This window comes from Enterobacter sp. BIDMC 26 (genome assembly GCF_000534435.1).
Taxonomy (GTDB): domain Bacteria; phylum Pseudomonadota; class Gammaproteobacteria; order Enterobacterales; family Enterobacteriaceae; genus Enterobacter; species Enterobacter ludwigii.
Genome location: NZ_KI973182.1, coordinates 4,903,070 through 4,922,066 on the forward strand (window position 1 = coordinate 4,903,070; position 18,997 = coordinate 4,922,066).

Genomic DNA, 18,997 nt, shown 5'->3' on the forward strand with positions numbered 1-18,997 from the left:
GCAAATTTTTTAATGTTGCTTTTTTGTAAACGGATTAACACTGTGCAGAAATCCTGCTATGCTGCCCGACGCGGTATCGGGCATTTACCCTACAAACTGCTGTCTCACAGGAGCGTGAAGAGAACGCCCGCCGCATATGACAATGAGAGCGAGGAGAACCGTCGTGCTAGAAGAATACCGTAAGCACGTAGCAGAACGTGCCGCCGAGGGAATTGTACCCAAACCTTTAGATGCAACCCAAATGGCCGCGCTCGTCGAGCTGCTGAAGAACCCGCCTAAGGGCGAAGAAGAATTCCTGTTAGATCTGTTGATCAACCGTGTACCGCCTGGCGTAGATGAAGCTGCCTACGTAAAAGCCGGATTCCTTGCCGCCGTCGCCAAAGGCGAAGCAACCTCCCCACTGGTTACTCCTGAAAAAGCTATTGAACTGCTCGGTACCATGCAGGGTGGCTACAACATTCATCCGCTGATTGACGCACTGGATAACGACACGCTGGCACCGATTGCCGCCAAAGCGCTCTCCTCAACGCTGCTGATGTTCGATAACTTCTACGATGTGGAAGAAAAAGCCAAAGCCGGCAACGCCTACGCGAAACAGGTTATGCAATCCTGGGCCGATGCCGAATGGTTCCTGAACCGTCCTGCACTGGCTGAAAAAATCACCGTTACCGTCTTCAAAGTGACCGGTGAAACTAACACCGATGACCTCTCTCCGGCACCGGATGCGTGGTCTCGTCCTGATATTCCTCTGCACGCGCTGGCGATGCTGAAAAACGCCCGTGAAGGTATTGAGCCGGATCAGCCGGGCAGCGTTGGCCCGATCAAACAGATCGAAGCCCTGCAGGAAAAAGGTTTCCCGCTGGCATACGTCGGTGACGTAGTGGGTACCGGTTCGTCCCGTAAGTCCGCGACCAACTCCGTACTGTGGTTCATGGGCGATGACATTCCTCATGTGCCTAACAAACGTGGCGGCGGCCTGGTGCTGGGCGGCAAAATTGCGCCAATCTTCTTCAACACCATGGAAGATGCGGGCGCACTGCCGATCGAAGTGGATGTCTCTAACCTGAATATGGGCGACGTGATTGACGTTTACCCGTTCAAAGGTGAAGTGCGCAACCACGAAACCAACGAACTGCTGGCGAGTTTTGAGCTGAAAACCGACGTGCTGATTGACGAAGTGCGTGCCGGTGGCCGTATTCCGCTGATCATCGGTCGTGGCCTGACGACCAAAGCGCGTGAAGCGCTGGGTCTGCCGCACAGCGACGTGTTCCGTCATGCGAAAGATGTGGCGGAAAGCAATCGTGGTTACTCCCTGGCGCAGAAAATGGTGGGTCGCGCCTGCGGCGTCGCCGGTGTCCGTCCTGGCGCGTACTGCGAACCGAAGATGACCTCCGTGGGGTCTCAGGACACCACAGGCCCAATGACCCGTGATGAACTGAAAGACCTGGCGTGCCTGGGCTTCTCTTCTGACCTGGTGATGCAGAGCTTCTGTCACACTGCCGCGTATCCGAAGCCGGTTGACGTGACCACGCACCACACGCTGCCTGACTTCATCATGAACCGTGGCGGTGTGTCGCTGCGTCCGGGTGACGGTGTTATTCACTCCTGGCTGAACCGTATGCTGCTGCCTGATACCGTCGGTACCGGTGGTGATTCCCATACGCGTTTCCCAATCGGTATCTCGTTCCCGGCGGGCTCTGGGCTGGTGGCGTTTGCTGCTGCGACCGGCGTGATGCCGCTGGATATGCCAGAATCGGTTCTGGTGCGCTTCAAGGGCAAAATGCAGCCGGGTATCACCCTGCGTGACCTCGTGCATGCTATCCCTCTGTATGCCATCAAACAGGGTCTGCTGACCGTTGAGAAGAAAGGGAAGAAAAACATCTTCTCTGGCCGTATTCTGGAAATTGAAGGTCTGCCGGATCTGAAAGTCGAGCAGGCATTCGAACTGACCGATGCGTCCGCGGAGCGTTCTGCTGCTGGCTGTACCATCAAGCTGAACAAAGAGCCGATTATTGAGTATCTGACCTCTAACATCGTGCTGCTGAAGTGGATGATTGCAGAAGGCTACGGCGACCGTCGTACGCTGGAGCGCCGTATCCAGGGCATGGAAAAATGGCTGGCGGATCCACAGCTGCTGGAAGCCGATGCTGACGCAGAATACGCGGCAGTGATCGACATCGATCTGGCGGATATCAAAGAGCCAATCCTGTGTGCACCGAACGATCCGGACGACGCGCGTCTGCTTTCCGACGTTCAGGGCGACAAGATCGACGAAGTGTTCATTGGATCCTGTATGACCAACATCGGCCACTTCCGTGCTGCCGGTAAGCTGCTGGATACCCACAAAGGCCAGCTGCCAACGCGTCTGTGGGTGGCTCCGCCAACCCGTATGGATGCGGCTCAGCTGACCGAAGAGGGCTACTACAGCGTGTTCGGTAAGAGCGGTGCGCGTATCGAAATTCCTGGCTGTTCCCTGTGTATGGGTAACCAGGCGCGTGTGGCTGACGGTGCGACGGTGGTTTCCACCTCTACCCGTAACTTCCCGAACCGTTTAGGTACCGGTGCTAACGTCTACCTGGCCTCTGCGGAGCTGGCGGCGGTTGCGGCACTGATTGGTAAACTGCCAACGCCGGAAGAGTACCAGACCTTTGTGGCTCAGGTGGATAAGACGGCGGTAGATACCTATCGCTATCTGAACTTCGACCAGCTCTCTCAGTACACCGAGAAAGCTGACGGGGTTATCTTCCAGACGGCGGTATAAACAGCTAAACCGTCTCCACGGAGGCGGTTTTGTGTTTGCACCCTCTCCTGTGGAGAGGGACAGGGTGAGGGCATCAGACCGCAAGGTCTTGCTCTCACCTTTTTATTTTCATTCCTCCTGCCTCCCACGCTTTTTTTCTTCCTCTCTGCTGCGATAATTAGCGTAATGGCTTTGCAGAGGAAAATACTATGGATTACGAATTTCTGCGCGACATCACCGGAGTGGTGAAAGTGCGTATGTCGATGGGCCACGAAGCTGTTGGACACTGGTTCAACGAAGAGGTGAAAGAGAATCTCGCCCTTCTGGACGAAGTTGAACAGGCGGCAAATACGGTGAAAGGCAGTGAACGCTCCTGGCAACGTGCCGGGCACGAATACACGCTGTGGATGGATGGCGAAGAGGTGATGGTGCGTGCCAACCAGCTTGAATTCTCCGGTGATGAGATGGAAGAGGGGATGAGCTACTACGATGAAGAGAGTCTGTCGCTGTGCGGCGTAGAAGACTTTTTGCAAGTCGTGACGGCGTACCGGGCGTTCATGAAACAGAAATAGCACACCGGAGCGTCCTTGCTCCCAGCGCGGCTTACACGGTCGGAATATTGCGGCCGTAGTAGATTTCGCGCATCTCTTTCCAGAGCAGGTCAGTAATGGCCTTGCGCTCTTCTTCGCTTAAATCTTCTGGTCGGGTATGGAACATGTAGTGCTTAAGGTCGAACTCCTTAAGTAACATCTTGGTATGGAAGATATTTTCCTGATACACGTTCACATCCATCATGTCATATAGCGACTTCATGTCGTCGGACATAAAGTTCTGAATGGAATTGATCTCGTGATCGATAAAGTGCTTCATGCCGTTAATGTCACGGGTAAAGCCTCGCACGCGATAATCAATCGTCACGATATCGGATTCCAGCTGGTGGATTAAATAGTTCAGCGCGTTCAGCGGGGAGATCACGCCGCAGGTCGACACTTCGATATCGGCACGGAAGGTACACAGCCCGCCTTCAGGATGGCTTTCCGGGTAGGTGTGCACGCAGATGTGGCTTTTATCGAGATGGGCGACGACCACTTCCGGCAGCGGGCCCGGATGTTCTGTTTTATCGATAAGTTGAGGGTCGACCGGCTCTTCGCTGACCAGAATCGTGACGCTGGCACCCTGAGGTTCATAATCCTGACGGGCGATATTCAGGATATTCGCGCCGATAATCGAACAGGTTTCTGACAGGATCTCGGTCAGACGGTTGGCATTGTAGAGTTCATCGATATAGGCGATGTAACCATCGCGTTCTTCCGCTGTTTTGGCATAGCAGATATCGTAAATACAAAAACTCAGGCTTTTGGTCAGGTTGTTAAAGCCATGCAGTTTAAGCTTTTTCAATTAGCTCACCCCCTTAGTGGATAATGCGTCTTGCAGGTACTGCGGTAAGGCAAACGCTGCGGTATGAACTGCCGGATTGTAGTAACGGCACATAAGACCGGCCTGGTGGAAGCGGGCCTGAATAATTTCGGTAGAAAGATGGCGCAGTACGTCGTTATCTGTCGCCCAGGCAAAGGTCATGATCCCGCCGTAGTACGTCGGAATAGCGGCCTGATAGAAGCTGACATCGCCAAAATAGGTGCTTAGCTTGCGGTGGCTGTCGAGGGCTTCATCCTGTTGCAGGAAGCAGACGCCGTTTTGTGCCACGAAAATCCCGCCCGGCTTCAGGCAGCGCTTGCAGCCTTCGTAGAAATCGGAGGTAAACAGCGATGCGCCGGGACCGATCGGGTCGGTACAGTCGGAGATAATAACGTCGAAGGCCTGGGTCGTCTGATTAACGAAGTTAACCCCATCATCAATGACCAGACTGAAGCGCGGATCGTCATAGCTACCGGCGTTATGGTTCGGCAGGTACTGACGACAGAAAGAGACCACGCCGGCATCAATTTCCACCATCGTAATGGTTTCGATGGATTGATGGCGGGAGACTTCACGCAGCATTGCGCCATCACCACCACCGATAATCAAAACATGCTTCGCATGCCCGTGTGCCAGCAGCGGAACGTGGGTCATCATCTCATGATAGATAAACTCGTCGCGCTCGGTCGTTTGCACGACACCATCCAGCGCCATCACGCGGCCAAAGGCGGCATTCTCGAAGATGATCAGATCCTGGTGATCGGTTTTCTCATGATAGAGCACGTTATCAACGGCAAAGTACTGACCAAACTGGTCATGCAGTGTTTCATGCCACAACGTGTGGTCGGCCATACGCGGACTCCTCCTTTGTTAACATCCGTTACGCTCACAAAAAATGAGCGAAACATGATAGCTAACTATAACCGTGGTTGCACGGCTATAGGCTCAACAAGGGGGCGTCGGGAAGGTTATTTCACGTAGGCGAGCAGGCTGAGTGAATCGCGAGCCAGCGCTTTGCATTTTTTGGCGGTAGGGATACCAATACCGCTTAAATCGCGGTAGCTGTCTTCGCCGAGCGCCTTCATGTCGAAGCTATCGTAGTTGCTGAGATCCCATTGGTTTTGCTGGGCAAAAAAGACCAGTGCGCGACGAATCTGCCCGTTGGGCAAATTCTGGTAACCACAATCGTTTTTCAGAAAGACAAAAACTGCCGTCAGATCGGCCATATCTTCCGCTTCATTTTCACTCAGCGCGTAACTGTTCGCACACATCGCCATCAGGCTACCGAACAAAATTGTTCTGAAAAACGTCTTCATTGCTTCTACCACTGCATCACGGAAAATTAACGTTAGCATACTTGATGCCAGGCCGACGATCTTTATTATTGCCGCTTTACTTGACCTTCCGGTAAGGGGAGGGTTTATGCTCAAAAGATCGCCTGCTGGAAATAAGGAAATGAACATGCAACGCCGTGATTTTTTAAAATATTCCGTTGCGCTTGGCGTAGCCAGCGCTTTACCGCTGTGGAGCCGCGCGGCTTTTGCGGCTGACAGACCTGCCTTACCGATCCCTGATTTACTCACCGCGGATGCCCGTAGCCGCATCCAGCTTGTTGTCCAGTCCGGTAAAACGACCTTTGGTGCACACAGTGCGACAACGTGGGGTTATAACGGCAATCTTCTCGGCCCGGCACTTCAGTTACGTAAAGGGAAAGCGGTAACGGTGGATATCCATAACACGCTGGCTGAGGAGACCACGTTGCACTGGCACGGACTGGAAGTGCCGGGCGAGGTGGATGGGGGGCCGCAGGGCATCATAAAACCGGGCGGTAAGCGAAGCGTGACCTTTACCCCGGACCAGCGCGCCGCGACCTGCTGGTTCCACCCCCATCAGCATGGCAAAACGGGCCATCAGGTGGCGATGGGGCTGGCGGGGCTGGTGCTGATTGAAGATGACGAAAGCCGTTTGCTGCGCCTGCCCAAACAGTGGGGCATCGACGATGTGCCGGTCATTGTGCAGGACAAAAAATTCACCGCTGACGGGCAAATTGATTATCAGCTGGACGTCATGAGCGCGGCGGTAGGCTGGTTTGGCGACACCCTGCTGACCAACGGTGCCATTTACCCGCAGCATGCGGCACCGAAAGGCTGGCTGCGCTTACGCCTGCTCAACGGCTGTAACGCCCGCTCACTGAATTTCGCCACCAGCGATAAACGCCCTCTGTACGTGGTCGCAAGCGACGGGGGGCTACTGCCTGAACCGGTGAAGGTGGATACGCTACCGATGCTGATGGGGGAACGTTTTGAGGTGCTGGTGGATATCAGCGATGGCAAACCGTTTGACCTGGTCACGCTACCGGTCAGTCAGATGGGAATGGCGGTTGCACCCTTTGACAAGCCGCACCCGGTACTGCAGATCCAGCCGCTGCAGGTCACGGCCTCGGGCATGTTGCCGGATACCCTGACCACGCTCCCGGCGCTACCTTCTCTCGAGGGCCTGACCCAACGCAAGCTGCAACTGTCCATGAACCCGATGCTCGATATGATGGGCATGCAGGCACTGATGGCGAAATATGGCAATCAGGCGATGGCGGGTATGCACCACGGAGAGATGATGGGCCATATGAATATGGACCACGGTAAAATGGGCGGCATGGGGCACGGTGGCCATGATTTCGATTTCCACAATGCCAACATGATCAACGGCAAAGCGTTCGACATGAACACGCCAATGTTTGCAGCCACAAAAGGGCAGTTTGAACGCTGGGTGATTTCAGGCGAAGGCGACATGATGCTGCACCCATTCCATATTCACGGCACCCAGTTCCGCATCCTTTCTGAAAACGGTAACGCGCCACAGGCGCATCGCGCGGGATGGAAAGACACCGTCAGGGTTGAAGGTGGCGTCAGTGAGGTGCTGGTGAAATTTGACCACGAGGCACCGAAGGCGTTTGCCTATATGGCGCACTGCCATCTGCTGGAGCATGAAGATACGGGCATGATGCTGGGGTTCACGGTTTAATATCGTGTGGCCTGATGCCCAGACCCCGGTCCAGAGGGGATAAACAATAAAAACGGCAACCGAAGTTGCCGTTTTTTTTACCGTTGGCGGTGTTAATTATTTAGCGTCGTCGGGTAAAGCATAAGCCACAATGTAGTCGCCCATCTTCGTACCAAACGAACCATGACCACCCGCAGAGATGACAACGTACTGCTTGCCATTCACTTCATAGGTCATCGGCGTTGCCTGTCCACCTGCTGGCAGACGGCCTTGCCACAGTTTTTCACCGTTGGTCATGTTGTACGCACGCAGGTAGTTATCGGCGGTTGCCGCGATGAACAGCACGTTACCGGCGGTAGAAATTGGACCACCCAGCATTGGCATACCCATATTGAACGGGACAGGAACTGGCATCGGGAACGGCATGCTGTCCTGAGGCGTACCAATACGTTTTTTCCAGACGATCTGGTTAGTTTTCAGATCCAGGCCGGAGATATAACCCCAGGCAGGCTGTTTACACGGCAGACCAAACGGCGACAGGAACGGGTTCAGCGTGACGCCGTATGGCACGCCATACTGCGGCTGAATACCCGCTTCAGTACCGCTGCCTTTAGCATCTTTAGGCTGCTCCATTGGGTTGCCTGGACCGCGTGGAATAAGCTTAGAGACAAACGGCAGGGCCATCGGGTTGGCAATCGCCACCTGACGGTTAGGGTCAACGGAGATCCCACCCCATTCGAACATGCCCAGGTTACCCGGGAAGACCAGCGTGCCCTGCTCAGAAGGTGGTGTGAAGATACCTTCATAGCGCAGCTGATGGAACATCACGCGGCACACCAGCTGGTCAAACATTGTGGCACCCCACATGTCTGCACCGCTGAGATCTTTCTTCGGACGGAAGCTCAGGTCAGAGAACGGCTGTGTTTTGGTGACATAGTCGCCTTTGGCAGCGCCCTGCGGAACGGGTTTTTCGGGTGCCGGGACAACCAGCTTACCGTTGCTGCGATCCAGCACAAAGATGTTGCCCGTTTTCGCCGGTGCATAAATCACCGGAACGGTTTTGCCGTTAACGGTAATGTCCGCCAGCGTCGGCTGGGACGGCATGTCCATATCCCACAGATCGTGGTGAACAGTCTGGTAGCTCCAGGCCAGTTTACCGGTGGTCGCGTTCAGCGCCACGATAGAGCTGGCATAACGCTCTTGCTCAGGCGTACGGTTACCCCCCCAGATATCTGGCGTGGTGACGCCCATCGGCAGGTAGACCAGGTCCAGCTTCGCGTCATACGCCGCCGGTGCCCAGGAGTTAGGTGAGTTAAAGGTAAAGGTGTGTTCGTCCGATGGGATCGCATTTGGATCTTTCGCGCCCGGGTCGAAGGCCCACAGCAGTTTACCGGTGTTCACGTCAAAACCACGGATAACGCCAGAGGTTTCGCGGGTGGAGAAGTTATCGGTTACCGAGCCGGCAATCACGATAGTTTTATCGGTGATGATCGGCGGTGAGGTTGGCTCATACAGACCCGGCGTGGTGTCCGGCATGTTGGTCTGCAGATTCAGGATACCTTTGTTGGCAAAGGTCTCACACAGCTTACCGGTTTCGGCATTGATCGCGAACAGGCGGCCATCGTTTACCGGCAGCATGATGCGGCGAGGACAGTCGGCAATGACTTCAGGACTCGCATTATCAGCACGCGCTTCGTGGTAAGAGACGCCACGGCAGGTGATGTGCTGGAACGACGGGTTGGAGTTCAGCTGTGGATCGAAGTGCCATTTCTCTTTACCGGTGGCCGCGTCAAGCGCGAACAGACGCTGGTGCGCGGTACACAGATAAAGCATGTTACCGACTTTAATCGGCGTCACTTCGTTGGTCAGTTCACCCGGATCGTTTGGCATCTTCAGGTCGCCGGTACGGAATACCCAGGCTTCTTTCAGGTTCTTAACGTTGTCCGCGTTGATCTGCTTGAGCGGGGAGTAGCGCTGACCTTCCTGATTACGGCCATAAGCTGGCCAGTCGCCATCCGCGACCTGCGAGATAGCCGCAGCTGGGGTGGATTCGGCATTCAGCGTACCGTTAATCTCCTGCGGGTCGTTAAAACCGGCCCAGGTGAGAATGCCGCCGCTGATCAGCAGGGCAACCACCAGCGCCGCAACGGCACCGCTTGAAGGAACAATCAGGCGACGCCACACGAACGGCAGGATCAGCCAGATACCAAAGAAGACCAGGATGTCACTGCGCGGCGTCAGTGCCCAGAAGTCGAAACCGACTTCCCAGACGCCCCAGATCATGGTTGCGAGGAGTAAAGCAGCATAAAGCCATAGCGCGGATTGTTTTCTACGCCACAACAGGACGGTTACGCCAAGCATAACCAGACCCGCAATAGGGTAGTACCAGGAGCCGCCAATTGCGGCCAGCCAGACGCCACCGATTAACAGATACAGGCCGCAGAAGGCGGCGAATAGCGCTGTTAATGTCACCAGTAGACGTGGCTGTTGAGTTTTTATTTCAGCCATAGAAAGTGTACTCGTCAGTTTTGTTAATTATTTGCTAGCAACTAATTATAGGTATTAACAAGTGTGATCGGAATCACAATATTTGCTTTTTATAACTCATGCGCCAGGTGTATCCATTTACTGATATAATGGCTGGCTTGCGTATCGATGCCGGAGTAACATTCATCCGCATTGAGAGATTTTCATTAAAATCATATGGTTAGTAATATGAAACATACTGTTGAAGTGATGATCCCGGAAGCCGAGATCAAAGCGCGTATCGCCGAACTGGGTCGTCAAATCACCGAACATTACAAGGACAGCGGCAGCGAAATGGTGCTGGTCGGTCTTTTACGTGGCTCTTTCATGTTCATGGCAGACCTGTGCCGTGAAGTGCAGGTGTCCCATGAGGTCGATTTTATGACCGCCTCCAGCTACGGCAGCGGCATGTCCACAACCCGTGATGTGAAAATCCTGAAAGATCTGGATGAAGATATTCGTGGCAAAGATGTGTTGATCGTTGAGGACATCATCGACTCCGGCAACACGCTCTCTAAAGTGCGCGAGATCCTGAGCCTGCGTGAGCCAAAATCCCTGGCGATCTGCACCCTGCTGGATAAACCCAGCCGCCGTGAAGTGCAGGTGCCGGTAGAGTTTGTCGGCTTCTCTATCCCTGACGAGTTCGTCGTGGGCTATGGCATTGACTACGCGCAGCGTTACCGCCATCTGCCGTATGTGGGTAAAGTGATCCTGCTCGACGAGTAAGGTTTGTGACGTGCGGCCTGTTGCCCTCTGACGAGGGGACACACAGTAAAAACGGCAACCCGGGTTGCCGTTTTGTTTTTATCTGAACCGCTTACAGGCAGCTATTTATGGTTGACGTGCTTAAGCTTCAGGTTGGCGATCCCGGAACGATAGCGCTGCTCCAGCGTTTCACGGTTGGTGGCGGTCACTTCCAGGTTACGAAGCAAACCATCGTGAATACCGTACGCCCAGCCGTGGATCGAGACTTTTTGCCCGCGTTTCCACGCCGATTGCATGATGGTGGAATGGCCAAGGTTATAAACCTGCTCCATCACGTTCAGCTCGCAAAGGGTATCGAGACGACGCTCCTGCGGCATTTCACCCAACAGTGAGCTATGTTTGAACCAGATATCGCGGATATGCAGCAGCCAGTTATCGATTAACCCGAGTTCGGTATTTTCAATCGCGGCCTGCACACCGCCGCAGCCATAGTGGCCACAAATAATGATGTGCTCGACCTCCAGAACGTCAACGGCGTACTGAACAACCGAAAGGCAGTTGAGGTCGGTATGGATCACCAGGTTGGCAACATTACGGTGCACAAACAGTTCGCCAGGCTCGAGGCCTGTCAGGCGCTCTGCCGGAACGCGGCTGTCGGAACATCCAATCCAGAGAAAGCGTGGGTTTTGCGCCTGCGCGAGCTTTCCAAAAAATCCGGGGTCTTCCTCCACCAGCATTTTTGACCATAGTGCATTGTTGCTGATGAGTGTATCTATGTCGTTCATGGAGGTTAGCGACCTGTAACCGAGTGATTGCGTTGCGCTAATATAGGGTAACTCGACTTTTAATGAAACCACACAACGTGTGTCAGAACCTAAGGTAAGTTTAATTCATGGCGATTGCACTGGAGCTTGAGCAGCTCAAAAAAACCTATCCAGGCGGCGTTCAGGCGCTGCGTGGGATAGATCTCAAAGTGGAAGCGGGGGATTTCTACGCGCTTCTGGGGCCGAATGGGGCGGGGAAATCCACCACCATTGGCATTATCAGTTCGCTGGTCAACAAAACGTCCGGCCGGGTGAGCGTGTTTGGTTACGACCTGCAAAAAGATGTGGTGAATGCCAAGCGCCAGCTCGGACTGGTACCGCAGGAGTTCAACTTCAACCCGTTCGAGACAGTGCAGCAAATCGTGGTTAATCAGGCGGGTTACTACGGTGTTGAGCGCAAAGAAGCGGTGGAGCGCAGCGAAAAGTACCTCAAACAGCTCGATCTGTGGGAAAAACGCAATGAACGTGCGCGCATGTTGTCTGGCGGGATGAAGCGCCGTCTGATGATTGCCCGTGCGCTGATGCATGAGCCAAAGCTGCTGATCCTTGATGAGCCCACCGCGGGCGTGGATATCGAACTGCGTCGTTCAATGTGGGGCTTCCTGAAGGACCTCAACGACAAAGGCACGACCATTATTTTGACCACGCACTACCTCGAAGAGGCGGAGATGCTGTGTCGCAATATCGGCATCATTCAGAACGGTGAGCTGGTGGAAAACACCTCGATGAAGAGCCTGCTCGCCAAGCTAAAATCCGAAACCTTCATTCTCGACCTGGCGGCGAAAAGCCCGCTGCCGACGCTGGAAGGCTATAACTATCGTCTGGTGGATACCTCAACGCTGGAAGTGGAAGTGCTGCGCGAGCAGGGCATCAACAGCGTGTTCTCACAGCTGAGCGCGCAGGGTGTTCAGGTATTAAGTATGCGTAACAAAGCGAACCGACTGGAAGAGCTGTTTGTCTCTCTGGTGCAGGATAAACAAGGAGACAAGGCATGACGCATCTTTACTGGGTCGCGCTGAAAAGCATCTGGGCGAAAGAGATTAACCGCTTTATGCGTATCTGGGTGCAAACTCTGGTACCGCCGGTGATCACCATGACGCTCTACTTCATCATCTTCGGTAACCTCATCGGTTCCCGCATTGGTGAAATGCACGGCTTTACCTATATGCAGTTTATTGTGCCGGGCCTGATCATGATGGCGGTGATCACCAACGCCTATGCTAACGTGGCATCATCATTCTTTAGCGCCAAGTTCCAGCGTAACATTGAAGAGCTGCTGGTCGCGCCGGTACCAACGCATGTGATCATTGCGGGTTATGTGGGCGGCGGCGTGGCGCGCGGTCTCTGCGTGGGGATTCTGGTGACGGCGATCTCCCTGTTCTTTGTGCCGTTCCAGGTGCATTCATGGCTGTTCGTGGCGCTCACGTTACTGTTGACGGCCATCTTGTTCTCGCTGGCCGGTCTGCTGAACGCGGTGTTTGCTAAAACGTTCGATGATATCAGCCTGATCCCGACCTTTGTGCTGACGCCACTGACCTATCTTGGCGGGGTGTTCTACTCCCTGACGCTGCTGCCGCCGTTCTGGCAGGCGCTGTCACACCTGAACCCGATTGTTTATATGATCAGCGGCTTCCGCTTTGGTTTCCTCGGCATTACGGATGTGCCACTGATTACCACGGTTGCGGTGCTGGTGGTGTTTATTATCGCCTTCTACCTGCTGTGCTGGTCTCTGATTCAGCGTGGACGCGGTCTGCGCAGCTAATCTTCCGCCCGGCGACATTCTGTTTGCCGGGTGCTTTTCTTTGATTGTTATCACCGTACGCTAACCTTCACTCCGCTAAACTACTTGCCTGCTAAGGAGAGAGTGATGCTGGGATGGGTGATCGCCTGCCATGATGAACAGGCGCAGGATATGCTGGATAAACTGGAGGCCAGATTTGGTCCGCTGGCGCAATGCCGTGCGGTTAACTACTGGCGTGGATTGAGCACCAACATGCTCAGCCGAATGATGTGCGATGCCCTGCATGAAACCGACACCGGTGACGGCGTCATCTTCCTGACCGATAAATCCGGCGCGGCACCTTATCGCTCTGCGGCATTGTTGAGCCACAAGCACGACAACTGTGAAGTGATATCAGGCATTAACTCTTTGCTGCTGGAATCCATGTATCCCTTTCGGGAAACCTTAAGCAGCGCTGAATTCCGTCATGCGATCGTCGACAAAAAAGTGGCCGGCGTCAGCAGCCTGTGGCATCAGCAGCAAAAAAATCCTCCCTTTGTCTTGCTCCATGATTTGTATAAGAATTAAACATTGGTATTGATGCTGCTTTTGTTACAATGGTGGCTGATTTTTCGTGTCGATTAATATTCCATGTTCATGCGCGTTGTATTCCTTCTGTTGCTGCTGGTTTCCGGCGGCGCATCTGCCAGCCTGATCGCTCAGCAAGGGCTTCCCGCCCGATATATGCAAACCACCGAAGATGCGGCTATCTGGGCGCAAGTAGGTAACAATGTGGTCAATGTCGGCAATATCCGTGCCGGGCAAATCCTGGCCGTCGTCCCCACATCCGCTGATTACTACGAGTTTCGTTTTGGCTTCGGCACGGGCTTTATTGATAAAGAGCACCTGGAAGACGTGCAGGGCAAACAGCGCGTGGAAGACAGCCTTGGTGATTTGAATAAACCGCTGAGTAACCAGAACCTGATAACCTGGAAAGACACGCCTGTCTTTAACGCCCCCAGCAGCGGAAGCGCCCCTTTCGGCACGATGAGCGCTAACCTTCGCTACCCCATTCTGAATAAACTTAAAGACCGTCTGAACCAGACCTGGTATCAGATCCGCATCGGCAATCGTCTGGCGTGGATCAGCAGCCTGGATGCGCAGGAAGATAACGGCATCCCGGTCCTGACCTATCACCATATCCTGCGTGATGAGGAGAACACCCGTTTCCGGCATACCTCTACGACCACCAGCGTGCGTGCGTTCAGCAACCAGATGACCTGGCTTCGCGATCAGGGCTATACCACGCTGACGATGGCTCAGCTTGAAGGGTATGTGCGTAACAAAATGAACCTGCCGGCGAAGTCTGTGGTGATCACCTTTGATGACGGGCTGAAGTCGGTGAGCCGCTATGCGTATCCCGTCCTCAAAGCGTATGGATTCAAGGCGACGGCGTTTATCATCTCGTCGCGTATAAAACGTCATCCGCAGAAGTGGGCGCCGAAATACCTGCAGTTTATGAGTGTCTCTGAGCTTGAGCAGATCCAGGATGTGTTTGATATCCAGTCCCATACTCACTTCTTGCATCGGGTGGACGGCAATAAACACCCGATCTTACTGAGCCGTAGCCATCACGTGATTTTGTTCGATTTCGCGCGTTCACGCCGGGCGCTGGCGCAATTTAACCCGCACGTGCTCTATCTCTCTTATCCGTTTGGCGCCTATGATGACAAAGCGGTAAAAGCAGCGAATGACGCAGGGTTCCACCTGGCGGTGACAACGGTAAAAGGCAAAGTGAAGCCCGGGGACAATCCGTTCCTGCTTAAGCGACTGTATATTTTAAGGACGGATTCGCTGGAGACGATGTCGCGGCTTATCAGTAATCAGCCGCAGGGATGAGGTGAGAGAAGGCTGTGAACGGTTCACAGCCTTCAGGATATCAGGCAACCTGGACCGGAATGGCTTTCGCGGTGCGTTTCATTTCGTTGTCGCCTTCGAAGTACGCCACTTTTGGCTGCCAGCGACGGGCTTCTTCGTCAGACATCATCACGAAGCTGGCGATGATAACGATATCACCGACGTCGGCACAGTGAGCGGCAGCGCCATTCACGGAGATAATTCTGGAGCCGCGTTCCGCCGCGATCGCATAGGTAGAGAAGCGCTTACCGTTATTCACGTTCCAGATATCAATGGCTTCGTTTTCAAGGATGCCCGCTGCATCAAGAAAATCCTGATCAATGGCGCAGGAGCCTTCATAGTGCAGGTCGGCCTGAGTGACTTTCACACGGTGAAGCTTACCTTGCAGCATTTTGCGAATCATTACGTTTACCTTTAATCATCATGCGTTAACCCCCCGCGAACGAGGGGAGGTAGAGAGTTATGCCAGCTCAACCACTTTATTGTCGATAAGGCGTGCCTGACCGAGCCATGCAGCCACCAGAAGCACCGCGCGCTTGCTGGTATCGGTCAGCTCAAGCAGCGTATCGGCATCACGGATTTGGATATCGTCAGCGCGGAAGCCTTTGTCGTTCAGCGCCTGTTCGGCGAGGGCAACGATCTCTTCTGCACTCAGCTCTTTAGCCACAAGCTGTTCCGCCATGGTATTCATGACCTTGCTCAATCCCGGCGCGATTTTACGCTCATCCGCGGTAAGGTACCCGTTACGGGAACTGAGCGCCAGACCGTCTTTGGCACGCACAATCGGCACGCCCACGATCTCAATATCATAACCCATGTCGGCGACCATCTTACGGATCAACGCCAGCTGCTGGAAGTCCTTCTCACCGAAGCAGGCAACGTCCGGCTGCACCAGGTTAAACAGCTTGCTGACGATGGTTGAAACGCCGCGGAAATGGCCCGGACGGCTGGCGCCTTCCAGCATGGTTGAAATGCCCGGCACGTCCACGTAGGTCGCGTCCTCGGTCCCCTGCGGGTAGACGTCTGCAGGTGCCGGAGAGAAGACAATGTCGGCGTGGCGTTTTTTGAGTTTTTCGCAATCTTCCTGCAGGGTGCGCGGATAGCGCGCCAGGTCGTCGGCACGGTCAAACTGCATGGGGTTCACGAAGATACTGACCACCACGATATCTGCACGCGCTCTGGCTTCATCAACAAGCTTCATATGGCCGTCATGCAGGTTACCCATCGTGGGAACCAGTGCGATACGTTTACCTTCCTGACGTGCACGACGGATATGCTGGCGAAGCAGCGGCAGGGTTTCAATGATTAGCACAACAAGACTCCTTAATGGAAACTGTGTTCTTCACCCGGGTAAACACCGGATTCAACGTCGGCAATATACTGCCGCACAGCAGCACGCATGTCGCCTGCTTCTGCCAGGAAATTTTTGGCGAATTTAGGGATATGACCGCCGGTAATACCAAAGGCGTCGTGCATCACTAAAATCTGACCGTCGGTAACGTTGCCTGCGCCAATACCAATCACCGGAATCGACAGCGCCTCGGTGATGCGTTTCGCCAGTTCAACCGGCACACACTCCAGCACCAGCAGCTGCGCGCCAGCGGCTTCCAGCGCCAGGGCATCCTCAAACAGTGTCTGTGCCGCGTCACCGCGGCCCTGCACCTTATAGCCGCCAAAAATATTGACGGATTGCGGCGTCAGACCCAGATGACCACAGACCGGCACGGCACGTTCGGTGAGCATTTTCACGGTCTCTGCAAGCCAGGCTCCGCCTTCGATTTTGACCATATTGGCCCCGGCACGCATGACGGTTGCCGCATTCTCGAACGCTTGCTCTGGCGTCGCGTAGGCCATAAAAGGCAGATCGGAAAGCAGCAGACAGGCAGGTGCTCCGCGGCGCACGGCACGGGTATGGTAGGCAATATCTTCGACCGTCACCGGCAGGGTGGAATCATGGCCTTGTACCGTCATCCCTAACGAATCTCCGACCAGCATGACAGTGATACCCTCTTCGGCAAAAAGCTTAGCGAAGCTGTAGTCATACGCAGTAATGGTGGCGAAGCGTCTCTTTTCCTGTTTGCATTTCTGCAGTAAGGAGATGGTGGTTGGTTTCATACTGTTTCCTGATAGCCCAAAAGCGAATCTTTGCGCATTCTAACAGTAACATTTGAGGGAACAATGATTTTAGGCAACCGATTAACCACAATTCAGTGAGGGTTAACCGGTAAAAACGCGGATCACCAGCGGGCTGGTTTTTCTGCGTCGAGGCTATCCAGCACTGCCTTCAGCGAGAGGCCGTCAGGGAAGGTGAGGTCAGGGGCAACGTCGAACAGCGGCCAGAGCATAAAGCCGCGATTTTTCATGTCGTAGTGCGGAACGGTGAGACGGGGGGTGTTAATCACCTCGTGGCCAAACAGCATAATGTCGAGATCGAGGGTGCGCGGCCCCCAGCGTTCGGCTTTGCGTACGCGGCCCTGCTGCAGTTCGATTCGCTGAGTATTATCCAGCAGCGTGTCGGCATCCAGCGCAGTGTCCAGCACCACGGCGGCATTCAGGTAATCAGGCTGATCCTGTGGCCCCAGCGGCGGTGTCCGGTAGAAAGAAGAGACCGCCACAATACGGCTTTGTGGGATTTCACCCAGCGCCTGAACGGCAGCATTAACCTGCTCCAGCGGAGAGGCCAGATTGCTGCCGATGGCAATGTACGCCAGGGTCATGCCGTACCTTCACGGCGCGGCGCACGTTTGCGCGGACGACGGTGGCGACGACGCGGCGTCGGTTCGTCATCGAGGTCGACGAGCATATCTTTCTGCTCTGGCGGTGCTGAAACCTGGAATTCTCCCCACCACTGCGCCAGACGCTGCAGTTCCTGGTTCCGTTCAATTTCAGCACGCAGCGACAGTAAATCGAACGCGGCGCGGAATTTAGGATGCTCCATCAGCTTCCAGGCGCGTTTACCCTGACGACGAGACATGCGCAGCTGAAGCTGCCAGATATCACGCACCAGCGTCGTAATACGTTTTGGAATGGCGAGCGTGCGGCAGGCTTCATCCAGCACGTCATTTGCGGCCAGCGCAAACGCATCGTAGTAGGCCAGACCGCTTTCCTGCGCAATTCTCTGCGCTGCTTCCAGCAGCGGATACCAGAACATCGCGGCAAACAGGAACGCCGGGTTCACACGCATATCGTTGTGAATGCGGGTATCGGTATTCTTCAGCACCTGCGCAATCATGCGTTCCATTGGGCTGTCACCGTTTTCGGTAAAGCAGCGCGTAATGGTCGGGAACAGGGGCTGGAAAAGGCTGTATTCGCGTAGCAGCTTGTAGGTTTCGTAGCCGTAACCGGCCTGCAGCAGCTTCAGCGCCTCTTCAAACAGACGGGCTGGCGGCACGTCGTTAATCAGCGTCGCCAGACGCGGTATCGGCTCTGCGGTTTCCGGGCTGATGCGCATTGAGAGTTTGGCGGCGAAACGTACGGCGCGCAGCATACGCACCGGGTCTTCACGATAACGCGTTTCCGGCGTGCCGATCAGGCGAATCAGACCGTCTTTCAGGTCCTGCATGCCACCGACGTAATCACGGACGGTGAAATCTGCCACGCTGTAGTAAAGGCTGTTGATCGTGAAATCGCGACGCTGGGCATCTTCTTCGATAGAGCCGAAGATATTGTCCCGCAGCAGCATGCCGTTCTGGCCGCGCTGGGAGGTGGTGCGATCGGATTCGCCCGCCTCGTGGTGACCGCGGAAGGTCGCCACTTCAATAATTTCCGGCCCAAACATGACGTGAGCAAGACGAAAACGACGGCCAACAAGGCGACAGTTACGGAATAATTTGCGCACCTGCTCTGGCGTGGCGCTGGTCGTCACGTCGAAATCTTTTGGTTTTTTGCCCAGCAGTAAATCACGCACCCCACCGCCAACGAGATAGGCCTCGTAGCCTGCTTTATTCAGACGATAGAGCACCTTGAGGGCATTTTCACTGATATCTTTGCGGGAAATATTGTGCTGCTCACGTGGAATAACCGACATGCGGTTTTGCGCAATAGCGTCGTTCGCCATGCTCTCTTCGCGGCTTAGCACTTTACGGCAAAAATTAGCGACTCGGGTAAAAATAGTACACCTCGTAGTGTGTTTTGTTATGAAAAAAGCGG

At 54.5% G+C, this 18,997-nt stretch carries 18 protein-coding genes; 8 read left to right on the forward strand and 10 right to left on the reverse strand.

The genetic code is table 11. From position 1 onward, the window contains the following. Positions 1 to 163: 163 nt before the first annotated feature. Both acnB and yacL read left to right on the forward strand, forming a co-directional pair. Positions 164 to 2,761: a bifunctional aconitate hydratase 2/2-methylisocitrate dehydratase gene (acnB, locus tag L462_RS00655; RefSeq protein WP_020882592.1), complete on the forward strand. Its 2,598-nt coding sequence runs from the start codon at positions 164 to 166 to the stop codon at positions 2,759 to 2,761. Between the two features lie 188 nt (positions 2,762 to 2,949). After that, positions 2,950 to 3,312: a protein YacL gene (gene yacL, locus L462_RS00650; protein ID WP_014168659.1), complete on the forward strand. Its 363-nt coding sequence runs from the start codon at positions 2,950 to 2,952 to the stop codon at positions 3,310 to 3,312. A 31-nt stretch (positions 3,313 to 3,343) separates the two neighbouring features. Here the strand turns inward: yacL and speD are convergent, their stop codons facing one another. The 3 genes from speD to L462_RS00635 all read right to left on the reverse strand — a co-directional run bounded on the left by speD (position 3,344) and on the right by L462_RS00635 (position 5,472). Beyond that, positions 3,344 to 4,138, reverse strand: coding sequence for an adenosylmethionine decarboxylase (gene speD, locus L462_RS00645; RefSeq protein ID WP_014168660.1), 795 nt, complete (start codon positions 4,136 to 4,138; stop codon positions 3,344 to 3,346). Further along, positions 4,139 to 5,008 (reverse strand): polyamine aminopropyltransferase, encoded by an 870-nt coding sequence (gene speE, locus L462_RS00640; RefSeq protein WP_032679632.1) that lies wholly within the window; start codon positions 5,006 to 5,008, stop codon positions 4,139 to 4,141. A 116-nt stretch (positions 5,009 to 5,124) separates the two neighbouring features. Further along, positions 5,125 to 5,472 carry a YacC family pilotin-like protein gene (locus L462_RS00635; RefSeq protein WP_014882582.1) on the reverse strand — a complete coding sequence of 116 codons (348 nt, stop codon included), beginning with the start codon at positions 5,470 to 5,472 and terminating at the stop codon, positions 5,125 to 5,127. A 145-nt stretch (positions 5,473 to 5,617) separates the two neighbouring features. Between L462_RS00635 and cueO the strand changes: the two genes are divergently transcribed. Continuing rightward, the gene (cueO, locus tag L462_RS00630) at positions 5,618 to 7,177 is read left to right on the forward strand and encodes a multicopper oxidase CueO (RefSeq protein WP_032679633.1); all 1,560 of its coding nucleotides are present in this window, start codon (positions 5,618 to 5,620) and stop codon (positions 7,175 to 7,177) included. 96 nt (positions 7,178 to 7,273) lie between these two features. Here cueO and L462_RS00625 read toward each other — a convergent pair whose 3' ends face one another. Beyond that, on the reverse strand, positions 7,274 to 9,664 hold the full coding sequence (locus tag L462_RS00625) for a glucose/quinate/shikimate family membrane-bound PQQ-dependent dehydrogenase (protein WP_020882595.1): 2,391 nt from the start codon (positions 9,662 to 9,664) through the stop codon (positions 7,274 to 7,276). Between the two features lie 207 nt (positions 9,665 to 9,871). Here L462_RS00625 and hpt point away from each other — a divergent pair, with 207 nt between their 5' ends. Then, a complete protein-coding gene (gene hpt / locus L462_RS00620; protein ID WP_025205381.1) occupies positions 9,872 to 10,408 on the forward strand; it encodes a hypoxanthine phosphoribosyltransferase in 537 nt (178 codons plus the stop codon). A 101-nt stretch (positions 10,409 to 10,509) separates the two neighbouring features. Here the strand turns inward: hpt and can are convergent, their stop codons facing one another. After that, the gene (can, locus tag L462_RS00615) at positions 10,510 to 11,172 is read right to left on the reverse strand and encodes a carbonate dehydratase (protein ID WP_020882596.1); all 663 of its coding nucleotides are present in this window, start codon (positions 11,170 to 11,172) and stop codon (positions 10,510 to 10,512) included. Positions 11,173 to 11,279: 107 nt separating this feature from the next. Between can and L462_RS00610 the strand changes: the two genes are divergently transcribed. The 4 genes from L462_RS00610 (at position 11,280) to L462_RS00595 (ending at position 14,830) form a co-directional block, all read left to right on the forward strand. Further along, positions 11,280 to 12,206 (forward strand): ABC transporter ATP-binding protein, encoded by a 927-nt coding sequence (locus L462_RS00610; RefSeq protein ID WP_014168668.1) that lies wholly within the window; start codon positions 11,280 to 11,282, stop codon positions 12,204 to 12,206. After that, a complete protein-coding gene (locus L462_RS00605) occupies positions 12,203 to 12,973 on the forward strand; it encodes an ABC transporter permease (protein ID WP_014168669.1) in 771 nt (256 codons plus the stop codon). Before L462_RS00610 ends, L462_RS00605 begins: the two co-directional genes overlap by 4 nt. Before the next feature lie 105 nt (positions 12,974 to 13,078). Next, positions 13,079 to 13,519: a PTS sugar transporter subunit IIA gene (locus L462_RS00600; protein WP_020882597.1), complete on the forward strand. Its 441-nt coding sequence runs from the start codon at positions 13,079 to 13,081 to the stop codon at positions 13,517 to 13,519. A gap of 63 nt (positions 13,520 to 13,582) precedes the next feature. After that, a complete protein-coding gene (locus L462_RS00595; protein ID WP_014168671.1) occupies positions 13,583 to 14,830 on the forward strand; it encodes a polysaccharide deacetylase family protein in 1,248 nt (415 codons plus the stop codon). A gap of 40 nt (positions 14,831 to 14,870) precedes the next feature. On the opposite strand, the gene panD is transcribed toward L462_RS00595, so the two are convergent. From panD to pcnB, 5 genes are all read right to left on the reverse strand, one after another. Continuing rightward, positions 14,871 to 15,251: an aspartate 1-decarboxylase gene (panD, locus tag L462_RS00590; protein ID WP_014168672.1), complete on the reverse strand. Its 381-nt coding sequence runs from the start codon at positions 15,249 to 15,251 to the stop codon at positions 14,871 to 14,873. Positions 15,252 to 15,308: 57 nt separating this feature from the next. Further along, positions 15,309 to 16,160 carry a pantoate--beta-alanine ligase gene (gene panC / locus L462_RS00585; RefSeq protein ID WP_025205376.1) on the reverse strand — a complete coding sequence of 284 codons (852 nt, stop codon included), beginning with the start codon at positions 16,158 to 16,160 and terminating at the stop codon, positions 15,309 to 15,311. Between the two features lie 11 nt (positions 16,161 to 16,171). Further along, positions 16,172 to 16,963, reverse strand: a complete 792-nt coding sequence (gene panB / locus L462_RS00580; protein WP_014168674.1) for a 3-methyl-2-oxobutanoate hydroxymethyltransferase — start codon at positions 16,961 to 16,963, stop codon at positions 16,172 to 16,174. 122 nt (positions 16,964 to 17,085) lie between these two features. Next, positions 17,086 to 17,565, reverse strand: coding sequence for a 2-amino-4-hydroxy-6-hydroxymethyldihydropteridine diphosphokinase (gene folK / locus L462_RS00575; protein WP_032679634.1), 480 nt, complete (start codon positions 17,563 to 17,565; stop codon positions 17,086 to 17,088). After that, complete coding sequence (gene pcnB, locus L462_RS00570; protein ID WP_071605427.1) at positions 17,562 to 18,959, reverse strand: polynucleotide adenylyltransferase PcnB; 1,398 nt, start codon at positions 18,957 to 18,959, stop codon at positions 17,562 to 17,564. The genes folK and pcnB overlap by 4 nt, the downstream gene beginning before the upstream one ends. Positions 18,960 to 18,997 lie beyond the last annotated feature (38 nt).

Bases quoted from the DNA above. Each gene is read 5' to 3' on its own strand.
- yacL (WP_014168659.1), top strand. From the start codon at position 2,950: ATGGATTACGAATTTCTGCGCGACATCACCGGAGTGGTGAAAGTGCGT.
- speE (WP_032679632.1), bottom strand. From the start codon at position 5,008: ATGGCCGACCACACGTTGTGGCATGAAACACTGCATGACCAGTTTGGT.
- L462_RS00635 (WP_014882582.1), bottom strand. From the start codon at position 5,472: ATGAAGACGTTTTTCAGAACAATTTTGTTCGGTAGCCTGATGGCGATG.
- cueO (WP_032679633.1), top strand. From the start codon at position 5,618: ATGCAACGCCGTGATTTTTTAAAATATTCCGTTGCGCTTGGCGTAGCC.
- L462_RS00625 (WP_020882595.1), bottom strand. From the start codon at position 9,664: ATGGCTGAAATAAAAACTCAACAGCCACGTCTACTGGTGACATTAACA.
- hpt (WP_025205381.1), top strand. From the start codon at position 9,872: ATGAAACATACTGTTGAAGTGATGATCCCGGAAGCCGAGATCAAAGCG.
- can (WP_020882596.1), bottom strand. From the start codon at position 11,172: ATGAACGACATAGATACACTCATCAGCAACAATGCACTATGGTCAAAA.
- L462_RS00610 (WP_014168668.1), top strand. From the start codon at position 11,280: ATGGCGATTGCACTGGAGCTTGAGCAGCTCAAAAAAACCTATCCAGGC.
- L462_RS00605 (WP_014168669.1), top strand. From the start codon at position 12,203: ATGACGCATCTTTACTGGGTCGCGCTGAAAAGCATCTGGGCGAAAGAG.
- L462_RS00600 (WP_020882597.1), top strand. From the start codon at position 13,079: ATGCTGGGATGGGTGATCGCCTGCCATGATGAACAGGCGCAGGATATG.
- L462_RS00595 (WP_014168671.1), top strand. From the start codon at position 13,583: ATGTTCATGCGCGTTGTATTCCTTCTGTTGCTGCTGGTTTCCGGCGGC.
- panD (WP_014168672.1), bottom strand. From the start codon at position 15,251: ATGATTCGCAAAATGCTGCAAGGTAAGCTTCACCGTGTGAAAGTCACT.
- panB (WP_014168674.1), bottom strand. From the start codon at position 16,963: ATGAAACCAACCACCATCTCCTTACTGCAGAAATGCAAACAGGAAAAG.
- folK (WP_032679634.1), bottom strand. From the start codon at position 17,565: ATGACCCTGGCGTACATTGCCATCGGCAGCAATCTGGCCTCTCCGCTG.